Origin of the sequence: Glaciimonas sp. Gout2 (genome assembly GCF_035018905.1) — a bacterium.
GTDB lineage: Bacteria > Pseudomonadota > Gammaproteobacteria > Burkholderiales > Burkholderiaceae_D > Glaciimonas.
In genome coordinates this window covers 1-10475 of sequence record NZ_JASJXA010000075.1, presented here as the reverse complement: position 1 = coordinate 10475, position 10475 = coordinate 1, and the positions used below count along the sequence as shown (strand labels likewise).

Sequence of the window (10475 nt, the reverse complement as noted above, 5' to 3'; positions counted from 1 at the left end):
GTTATGCAGTCCCGAACTCAACCATCAATTCATCATTTGCACGACTCGCCTTGGGGGTGATTCAGTGGATTATAAAAATTTCACGGTAAAAATTTTTATACGATTTCGCAGTGTGGTGCACGTTACTTCCAAGCTTTGTGGATTTTATAGAGCTTGCTTCTATTTATAATATTATTTTGCAGAAATACTTTCCTTGATCATAAACGTCGATTTTACTGCTACTCGACTAAAATAATAATTCCATATAAAATTTTTTCGATTCTCTTTAAACCCCTTTTATTGCTCAAAAAAAATCAGAATATTCACGCTACGTGAACACCTTATTTTTATCATATTGTATTGATGGGAATTCGTGTCTATCTTTAATTTGAAATCTTGTGATGATGAATGTGGCGACTAAGAGCCTTTAATTATAATTGTCGTCGCAACGGAGAATTCGCTAAAAATTCCACCTATGTAACGCGTATCAGCTCCCGTGAAAACCTCGACACGATTTTAAGGCCATATCGACGATATGCACTTTTGTGAGCATTTCTGCTCACGCTCTAGGCGAGGTTTTCAATGCGTCACAAGCGGTTAGTTTCTTTCCCGCCAGCGGCAATACCGCTTGCGGTTTCAGTCTTGTTGTATGGTTGCGGTGGTGGCGGTGGTGGTAGTCAAAGTCCCGGTACTAGCGCACCTATTCCAACTGCATCAAGTCCCCCAATCTCGTCTAATACAGTCGTGTACAACCCCAGTGATCCGAGCAAGGTCGGGGCGGCGCGTGCACTTGCCATTACCGGCGCGGGCGTGACGGTGGGTGTAGTGGATACCGATTTCAACGTCGCTGATCCTGAGCTGATCAACCGCATCACGAAGACGGTATATACCGCTGCAAGTGGGACGAGCAGCGGCGGTTTTTTTGGTGCGAGCGGCAACGGCGATCCTCATGGTACGGAAGTGGCTGAAGCATTAGGCGGCACGAATACCGGTGTCGCGCCAGGCGTACATATTCAGGGAGTTGCGTCCGGTATCGGTGCTGATCAGTTGGCATTGAATTCAGATATCTATAATTTTCTATACAACAACGGCGTGAGGATTTTTAATCAATCCAGTGGCGTCGGCTCCATTTCGACGCCATCCGGTAGCGCTACTTATTACAGTCTTTATCAACCCTTCGTGGCGAAAGGCAGTTTGTTTGTCTGGGCCACGGGTAACGGCGGTTCATCGCAGCCGACGATGACAGCAGGCTTGCCCGCGCTTTATCCCGATCTGCAGAAGGGCTGGATCGCGGTGACAGCGTTGAATGCTGTCGGCGGTACGCAAGCCTTTTCTAGCGCAGATACGGTTCCGGGTGTGATTTCCAGTTATGCCAATAGATGTGGTGTCGCGGCCAACTGGTGTCTGGCCGCAGCGGGTGATTTTGTCTCACCAAGCGCCGGTGGACGTGTATACGGAACGTCATTTGCGACACCGGCGGTGACCGGTGCGATTGCGATGGTGCAGCAAGTCTACCCTTGGATGAACGCCGATTTACTGCGCCAGACGATCTTGTCGACTGCAACCAGTATGAACGATACGGCAACCTATGGATGGGGATTACTCAACGCTAGCAAAGCCGTTAATGGGCCTGGACTGTTTATACAGAGTTTGGCCCTTGGTCCAAACGTCAACGTTACTTTCGATACGGTTGCATCAACTTTTAGCAATGCGATATCGGGCGATGCGGGACTGGTTAAGGCTGGTACTGGCACGCTGACTTTATCGGGTGCGAGTACTTATTCCGGCAAAAACGAGATCGTGGCTGGCACGTTGAATGTCACGGGGTCGATTACCTCGCCAGTGCAAATCGACGCGGGCGGTAATTTGAGCGGGAGCGGTGGGGTTGTCGCTAACAGCGTGGTCAATAACGGTCGTCTCAGCAATACCGGTAGCGGTCTGACTATTGGCGGTAATTACACGGCTTCGACCGGCGCGGTGTTGGCTAATGATATAAATGCAACGCTGGCGGTTGGCGGCACTGCGACGTTGGGCGGGTCGCATCTGGTTGCGATGGTTCCGGCCGGAAACGCCGATGCTAATGCGTACGTGACTGCGCAGGCGAGCGGGGTGCCGCAAAAGGTGATCACTGCGGGTACAGCGGTGATAAATACTTTTAGTGATGTTGGTTTTCAAAGCGTCGGAACCGCTTTTCCGCCATTGCTGAGCGCGCATGTCACTTATGCACCGAAGGAGGTTGATCTGACTATCGGACGTGTCGCAACGACACTAGCGGCGCAGTCACTTGCCGCCAACCCGACTACGACTAATAGCGCTGCCAATGTCGAGCATGCCATGACCGCAGTTGACGCTATGGTGGCAAGCGGTCAAACGGGCGGTTCCAATGCGGGGATGATCGCTAGCGCAGCAGCATTGGAGCGAGTCCCAACTGTGGCCGCGTTAGGCTTGGCATTGGATAGTTTATCGGGACAAATTTACGCATCGGCACAAGGTTTGACCTTTCAACAATCGCAAGCAGTCAATCGCGCACTGTCGAATCGCTTGTCGCAATTGGGTAATCAGAACAAGCAAGTTAAAGCCGGTGTGTGGGGCAACGTGATCGGTGCTTCCGGCAAACTGACCGAGTCAGGTTACCCCGGTGCAAGTACGTCGATGGCGGGTGGAGAGTTTGGCGTCGACAGGCAATTGAATGAAAAGGCGATCGTTGGCGCGGCAATATCGTATTCAGAAAGTCAGGCAAGTTTTGATCGGTCTGCGGGCAATTCTAAAAGTCAGAACACGGGCATTTCGCTCTACGGTAGGGTTGCACTGAGCGATCTAAATACGCTCGCGGCAAAAGAGACAAAAAGTGATAGTGGCAATGTCTTCAATGGCGGCGCTTATGTATCAGGTCGGGTGGGGATGGCGACGATAACGAGTACGGTTAATCGCACCGCCAGCGTCGGGACTGAAATCGAGAGCCTGACGGGAGAACATAAGGACAATATGTTTTCGGCGTATGTGGAGTCAGGCTATGCGTATGCCTTATCGCCTGATGCGGTCATCACGCCATTTGTCGGTGCGTCTTATGATCGGCTAAAGCGCGGCGGTTTTGCTGAAAGCGGGGGCAGTTTTGGCTTTAATGCTAACAGTCAACATTATCAGCAAACTGCGGCAGCACTTGGGGTGCGTGGAGAGGCAAATGTGGATTGGTTTGCTGGCAAATCTACGGTGCAAGCTTATGCTGCGTGGCAGCATGCATTTTCTAGCGGAAATTTAGATTTTTCGGCGGCATTTTCTGGTGCGCCGGGCAGCAATTTTACTGTTCAGGGGATTGGCTTATCGCGTAATACAGCATGGAGCGGTGTTGGTATTTCGACAGCAATTAATCGTAGATTAAGTTGGTTTGCGAATTTTGATGGTCAGTTTGGGCGAGGAGGGTTGGTGAATAGCGTATTTTCTGTAGGACTGCATTTAACTTTTGATTAGTATGGTGTTGGTGGCTCGAAGTGTCTTGAGTAAGGCTGGGACTGGTTTTGATCGATGTTATATTGATTTTTTATATGTCTTATATCAATAATAAAGAAGACAGCTATGGTGCGGTGCGATATAGTTCATTTGTCTCCTCCAACACCTCCTAAGGGTTTGGATTTACCCCGCTCCCGTAAGGTGAGCGGGGTTTTTTTTGTCTGGAAAATTGTATAGGGTTTGGTTTAGCCATCGCTTTAAAACTACCGCACTATAGCCTGGACGATATATCGCCTGTTAATCATTGGAATCAATTGTCTCGATTTTCATAGGTATCGCAGCGTTGGTCAGGGTGCTGAGTCAGAAAAAATCACTGAGGATGAGCTTTACTCCTTGATTGCGCTGGGCGTGATGGTTTATCAACGGGGTTGCCGAGAGTTCGGCGAAGGCACAACAGGGGTTCTGCTGATCAGAACGCTGAAGCAAGGTGGTAGGGCTTCGCTAGAGCAGGTCTGAATGAGATGAGCGCCCCTGTTGGTGCAAGTTGGTCCGACATAGTTTGCGTCGACTTGGTACAACGGACTGGCCCACCGCAATATGTGGCCTCAGGATGAAGTTCGTCGCCATCACATTGATATTGAACAGCGGGATCCTCGTTGCTTCCGCAACAATTTGTTTCGCCAGATTTGTGTCAATTCGCCGCATCGTAAAAAATCGTCGTACCTCTTAATGAAATGATTGGCCGATACGAATTGCCGCAGCAATGTTTCTTGCGCTGCTGCGCAGGTTTAGGTAGGCGTCCCGCAACGCTTCATCGAGCGAACAGGGAGTCCGAACGGCACCAAAAACCGCGTTAACGCCTGCGTGATAGAGGGCGTCGGCGTCGGCGCCGACTGACCCGCCCAGCGCAATGACCGGGATATCCTTCATGCGGGCGATTCGCGCCACCCCCGCAGGCGCCTTGCCTCGCAAGGTCTGGCTGTCTATCCGACCTTCGCCGGTGATAACCAGTGCTGCTCCATCTATCAGTTCTGCCAGTTTTATTGCTTCTGCGATGATGTCGGTACCTGGACGTAGACGAGCGCCAAGAACCGCAGCGAGTGTCGCGCCGATACCGCCGGCCGCACCGCCGCCCGGCAAATCAATCAAATCCTTTTGCAAGTTGAAATCCCGCTGCAAAATACTGGCGAAATGTGCCAGTCCCTGATCCAGTATCGCTACCATTTCCGGTGTCGCACCCTTTTGCGGTCCAAATATGGCAGAAGCGCCATTTGGCCCGCAAAGCGGGTTGTCCACGTCGCAGGCAAGCTCGAACTGACATTCGTGCAGGCGGCGGTCCAAACCGGTGAGATCAATTTTTTCTAATCTATGGAGGTCTTTTAGCGTCACGTCCTGACTGTTCGAATCCAGCATACGGGCTCCAAAAGCCTTCAAGATTCCGATAGCCGCATCGTTTGTTGCACTACCGCCCAAACCAATGACGAACCGACGCAGACCGATGTCGAGGGCCGCGATGATGAGCTCGCCCGTGCCACGACTGCTGGCAATTAGTGGATTGCGTTCTGATGGCGCGAGGCGTTCAAGTCCACTGGCCGCTGCTACCTCTATCAGTGCGACACCTTCTGGCGTAATACCGAATTTTGCATCGATGGGGCGGCCAAGCGGGTCGCTGACACAAGCGTTCTTATATTCCCCTCCCAGCCCTCTTAAAAGCGTCTGAACAGTGCCTTCGCCGCCATCTGCGATAGGTAGGAGGACATATTTCGCATTTGGAAAAATTTCGTAGAAGCCGGCCCGAATGGCATCTGCAGCTTCCGCCGCACTAAGGCTTTCTTTAAATGAGTCTGGCGCAATGACGATTTTCACGATGTGTGTCTCGATTGGATGTCTTTTAAATTAACCAGAGCGAACAACTATCTGGAGCGCGTCTAAATATGGGCGATCGTATTTCTACGAACGCGTGGACCGGTCTTTTATTGTGGCGTTGACTCTTTTTGCTGTGTCGTCACCGATCAAGATGAGGCGCCACCCCAAATAAAGAGAAAGACGTGCACATGCTGCTTAGCGATAAAGCCCGCTTCTCGGGCTTTCGGCGCTGATTTTCAACCAATTTCTGCGATTTCTTGCGCTCAGAGCTAGGCCGTTCTGCACCTGCACAGAAAAAAACTTGCAAGTCGAATATGCGTAGTGTACATTGTATTCTGTCGACAGTATGCATTAAGAGGAAAAGCCTCCGCAATTCGTGGTGCAGCCGGCGGAGAGTCCAACGGGTAAGACAGAGAACTAGAACTTTGAGAGGTAGAGATGAATGATGACTATGCGGACACGCTAGAGACTGCGGTGCGCCACTTATGCCGTAGCGCGGATGCTGTAGTGGAGGGGCTGGAAAAGTGGGGCGGAGTTCCGCGGCTTAATGCGATGACCGGCAGCTACAGCTGGGATTCCGAGTACGTCTGGGATAGCTGGGCGAACTTTCAGTGGGCGGGTTTCCTCGCAGGGCGCTTGTGGTTGCTATCCCGACTCGCGCAAGACCAGCGTTATGCCGATGCTGCAATGCATATCAGTCGGCAGATCGGCCCTGTACTTGCGAAAAACCCAACGACTTTTTCGTCGACAGGCATCGACATGTATTACGCCCTGACGCTTGGCTACCAAATGACGGGCGATAAACAGCTAAAGAAATGGGCTTTGGCTGGCGGTGATAATTTTGCCAATATTTTTGACAAAAAAGCCAATGCATTCCTGCAAATAGCAAGTGCCGATCGGATCGTGATTGATACCGGCCTGAATTTGCCTTCGATGCTTTGGGCTTCTCAATGGGAACCTGAGCGGGCAACGTTACCGTACCGGCATCTTGATACGGTCTTGTCTGTTGGCCTTGTCCGAGAGGACGGCTCAAGCTGTCACGCTGCCGCCCTGGATCCTGAAACGCGATCGGTCACACATTTGTTCAGCCTTCAAGGCTGGCGCGACGACAGTGTTTGGGCACGTGGTCAGGCCTGGGCAATGCTTGGATACGCGCACGGATACGAAGCGAGCGGCAATCAGAAATATCTGGATGCTGCAGAACGTGCTGCGGACTGGTATGTTCAAAATGCGCCTTCGGATTGGGTGCCTCGATACGATTACTTCGATCCCGAGCGCGAAAAGATGCCGTATGACTCTTGTGCCGCGGCAATCGCCACCGCTGTTTTGTTTCGGCTCGCCCGCTGGATTCCGGATAAAGCGGAGCGTTATCTCACCACAGCGCGCGAAACGCTGAAGACCTTGATCGCGAATTTTCTTACCGACGGTGGTGTTCTTTTGCACGGAACCTGGGGGCGTATGCGCCACATCGAACCAGGCCACCCGCGCCTAGGCAGATTTCCGCAAGAAGATGTCATGCCCTATGGAAATTACTGGATCGCCGAATGCCTTTTCCGAGAGCTTCAGAGCGATTGGTCTCCCCTTTCATTGAACGACAAACACTAAATAAGGAAAGATATGAAATTTACTGCAAATGGAATCTACACAGCGATCGTCACGCCCTTCACCGCAAACGACGAATTTGACGAAAAAGCCTTTCGAAAACTCATCGATTTCCAAGTGGATGAGGGCGCCGGTGGCCTACTTGTGGTTGGCGGAAGCGGCGAATACGTGAGCCTCACGCCGTCCGAACGTAAAAAGGTTGTAGAAGTTTCTGTTGATCAAGTGCGGGGACGGATCCCGATCATCGTCGGCGCGTTAGCTCCGGCTACCCGCGAGGTACTGGACACGGCCAAGCATGCCGCAGACGCTGGTGCCGATGCGGTTCTGGTCTTGCCTCCTTACTACATCAAGCCAAGCGCGGATGGCATTGTCGAACACTTTGCCGCAATTGCCGACGGCACGTCGCTGCCGATTGTGGCGTACAACAACACGGGACGCACGGGACTGACCCTGGATATCCCGATTCTTGAGCGGCTGACCAAACTTCCATCCATAGTGGCGTTGAAGGAATGTGAGCGCGATCTCGCGGTTGTTTCCGCAAAAATCAAGGCAGTGGGAGAGCGAATCGCGGTCATGTCTGGTGATGATGACCTTGGCTTTCCGACCTTTTTGTTAGGTAGCCCTGGTGGTATTTTTATGACGGCAAACCTCGTGCCGGCTTTTCATAAGAAGCTTTTCGAGGCTACCAAACGCGGCGATATCGCCAATGCGAAAAAAGCCCACTATGCTCTGTTGGCATTGGTTGAAGCTCTCTATACCGCTAATCATCCAGGCCCTCTCAAGGACGCAATGGCCTACGTTGGTCAAGTCATTGGCGCCGCTCGGTCTCCGCTGCAACACGGAAGCGCCGAAAGCCTCAAGCGCGCCAAGGCCGCCATCGAAACCTTGCAAAGCCTTGTATTCTAGGAAAACTTCGTTCTTTTACTAACCATTTCAGGACATTAAAATGAAAATCTCGATCTGTTCGCTGTCGGTTGCCGCAATACTCGCCATTTTGTCCATCTATACAGAGCCGGCTTATGCCGGCAAGACGCTGGAAGCAATCAAATCCAAAGGTAAGCTCGCCTGCGGTGTTAATCCCGGTTTGCAGGGATTTGCGGCTGTTGACAGCCAAGGCAATTGGACGGGAATCGACGTCGATGTTTGCAAGGCGGTGGCGGCAGCGGTGCTCTCCGACGCGAACAAGGTCAAGTGGGTGCCGCTCAATTCTGTGCAGCGTTTTGCGGCGCTCCAGTCGGGTGAAATCGACATTCTGTCGCGCAACACCACCTGGACGCTTACGCGCGACGTTTCCTTGGGTTTGAACTTCACGGGAGCAACGTTCTATGACGGTCAGGCATTCATGGTGAAAAAGCAGAAGACAGATCCAGTGACCAAGAAGACTACAGGGGCCAACATCACTAGCGTGAATCAACTCAAGGGTGCCACGGTATGCGTTCGATCCGGGACGACCACGGAGAAAAATCTCACTGACTTCTCGAAAGCCAAAGGCCTTAACCTGAAGGCTGTCGTCTACGAATCGCAAGAGGCGACCGATAAAGCTTACTTCAGTGGTCGCTGCCAAGCGTATACGTCAGACGCTTCAAACCTGGCCTCGGTGCGCAGTGCACAGGCGTCGGATCCGGAAGACCATGTCATCCTGCCCGAGCGTATCTCCAAGGAACCCTTTTCGCCCTCGGTGCGGCGGGGAGATGATGAGTTCTTTGCCATCGTGAAATGGGTTGTCTTTGCTTTGATTGAAGCAGAGGAGTATGGCATCACCCAAGCCAACGTCGACGAGCTCAAGGCGAGCAGCAAGGATCCAGCGGTGCAGCGGATCCTTGGCAGCGGCGAAGACATGGGGCGTCTGCTCGGGCTAGACAAGGACTGGGCTTACCGCGCAATCAAGGCCGAGGGAAACTACGGCGAAATGTTCGAGCGAAACGTCGGTGCCAAGTCGCCTTTGAAGCTGACCCGGGGAATGAACAATCTGTGGAATAAGGGTGGCTTGTTCTACGTGCCGCCAGTTCGCTAACCGAACGGTGATCACGGCCATGAAACATACTGGAAATCAGCGTTGGCGAGGCGGGTGGCGTAGCAAAAGTACCCGCAGCGCAATCTACCAGGTGATCGCGCTGGCAGCGGTGATCGCCATGGCGACATACCTGTTACACAACACGTTCACAAACATGCGTGCGCGTGGTGTTCAAAGCGGATTTGACTTCTTGTCGCAACCGGCCGGTTTTTCCATTAGTGAAACCTTACTCGTCTTCGATTCGAGCGACTCTTACCTGCGCGCTCTGATGGCAGGGCTGTTGAACACTATTCGCGTTGCAGTGCTTGGCTGTGTTCTGTCGACTATCGCCGGCACGCTGATCGGCATTGGCCGTCTCTCGCGCAACGTACTACTGCGAGGGCTTTGTGGTGCCTATGTGGAAGTTGTACGAAACGTGCCGTTGCTTCTTCAGCTGTTTACGCTCTACTTCCTGCTGACTGAGCTGATGCCGTCGATTGATGCAGCACTGCACCCCATTGATGGTCTTTTCCTGAGCAAAAATGGCCTGCAATTCCCCTTGCCGAAATGGGATGCTGGCTATTGGGGAGTATTTGTTGGAGCCTTGGCTGCTGCGGTCGGCTGCTGTGCATGGCGCATTTATGCCAGACGGAAGCGAGAGGCGAATGGCCGTCGGTTGCCGGTATTAGTTCCGATGATCTTGATTGTGATTATCTGTGTTGGTGCCGGATGGATGTTGGGTGGGGCACCACATGTGATGGATGTTCCGAGGCTAACAGATGGGGTTATCGAAGGTGGTGCTGCGGTGACGCCAGAGTTTCTGACTATTCTGATCGGCTTGACGATCTATAACTCCGCGTTCATCGCAGAAATCGTACGCGGCGGCATTCAATCCGTGCCCTTTGGTCAGCACGAGGCTGCGGCAGCGCTGGGGTTGGGCCGGATATACGAATTGCGTTTTGTGCAGTTACCACAGGCAATGCGCGTGATTGTTCCTCCGCTGACAAGCCAGTACATGAATCTGACCAAAAACTCGTCCCTTGCTATCGCGATTGGTTATCCCGACTTGGTCTCAGTGGCAAACACGACACTGAATCAGACGGGACGTGCCTTCGAATGCATTTCGCTTGTCATGGGGTGTTATTTGACGCTTTCGCTGGTGACGGCGGTCGGCATGAATATCTATAACAAACGGTCACTCATCAAGGAGCGCTGAAGTGGAGGGTATTATGAAAAGCTCGTTTGCAGCAACTAGTGCGAAAGCCAGGACTTCCTCCCTGGGCAAGGCTTGGCTGTGGTGCAGAAAGAATCTGTTTGGCGGCTTGTTCAGCACCGTGGTTACTTGTGTCATTGCAGTTTTGGTGTTGTCGGTTCTTCCGTCTGCGTTCAACTGGGCTATTCGAAACGCCGTATTTGCGCCCGATAGCGCTGCGTGTCGGGCAGCTGCGGAACATGGCGCATGCTGGGGCGTTATAGCTGCCAAATACCGGATCGTGCTCTTTGGGCGTTATCCTGCGTATTCTGGTCAACGTGACCGCTCATTCTGGCCGATCGTGACCGCTGCGCCTGCGATGTTGTTACGCGGTTA

The 10475-nt window shown here is 52.5% G+C and carries 6 protein-coding genes and 1 pseudogene; 6 read left to right on the top strand and 1 reads right to left on the bottom strand.

Annotated features, from left to right (window positions below; translation table 11 throughout):
* Nucleotides 1–561 precede the first annotated feature (561 nt).
* The gene (locus tag QN379_RS22505) at nt 562–3447 is read left to right on the top strand and encodes an autotransporter domain-containing protein (RefSeq protein WP_323507667.1); all 2886 of its coding nucleotides are present in this window, start codon (nt 562–564) and stop codon (nt 3445–3447) included.
* A gap of 705 nt (nt 3448–4152) precedes the next feature.
* Here QN379_RS22505 and QN379_RS22500 read toward each other — a convergent pair.
* Entirely contained in the window at nt 4153–5292 is a 1140-nt protein-coding gene (locus tag QN379_RS22500; RefSeq protein ID WP_323507666.1) for a glycerate kinase, read from the bottom strand.
* A gap of 438 nt (nt 5293–5730) precedes the next feature.
* Between QN379_RS22500 and QN379_RS22495 the strand changes: the two genes are divergently transcribed.
* The 5 genes and pseudogenes from QN379_RS22495 to QN379_RS22475 form a co-directional block, all read left to right on the top strand.
* The gene (locus QN379_RS22495) at nt 5731–6897 is read left to right on the top strand and encodes a hypothetical protein (RefSeq protein WP_322237334.1); all 1167 of its coding nucleotides are present in this window, start codon (nt 5731–5733) and stop codon (nt 6895–6897) included.
* A gap of 12 nt (nt 6898–6909) precedes the next feature.
* Nucleotides 6910–7800, top strand: a complete 891-nt coding sequence (gene dapA, locus QN379_RS22490) for a 4-hydroxy-tetrahydrodipicolinate synthase (RefSeq protein ID WP_322237336.1) — start codon at nt 6910–6912, stop codon at nt 7798–7800.
* 40 nt (nt 7801–7840) lie between these two features.
* A complete protein-coding gene (locus tag QN379_RS22485) occupies nt 7841–8908 on the top strand; it encodes an amino acid ABC transporter substrate-binding protein (protein WP_322237338.1) in 1068 nt (355 codons plus the stop codon).
* Nucleotides 8909–8927: 19 nt separating this feature from the next.
* Entirely contained in the window at nt 8928–10103 is a 1176-nt protein-coding gene (locus QN379_RS22480; RefSeq protein WP_323507665.1) for an amino acid ABC transporter permease, read from the top strand.
* Between the two features lie 13 nt (nt 10104–10116).
* Nucleotides 10117–10475: pseudogene (locus QN379_RS22475) on the top strand (hypothetical protein); the annotation flags it as partial.

Excerpts from the sequence above, each read along its gene's own strand:
- QN379_RS22480 (WP_323507665.1), top strand. The coding sequence starts at position 8,928 with ATGAAACATACTGGAAATCAGCGTTGGCGAGGCGGGTGGCGTAGCAAA.
- dapA (WP_322237336.1), top strand. The coding sequence starts at position 6,910 with ATGAAATTTACTGCAAATGGAATCTACACAGCGATCGTCACGCCCTTC.
- QN379_RS22485 (WP_322237338.1), top strand. The coding sequence starts at position 7,841 with ATGAAAATCTCGATCTGTTCGCTGTCGGTTGCCGCAATACTCGCCATT.
- QN379_RS22495 (WP_322237334.1), top strand. The coding sequence starts at position 5,731 with ATGAATGATGACTATGCGGACACGCTAGAGACTGCGGTGCGCCACTTA.
- QN379_RS22505 (WP_323507667.1), top strand. The coding sequence starts at position 562 with ATGCGTCACAAGCGGTTAGTTTCTTTCCCGCCAGCGGCAATACCGCTT.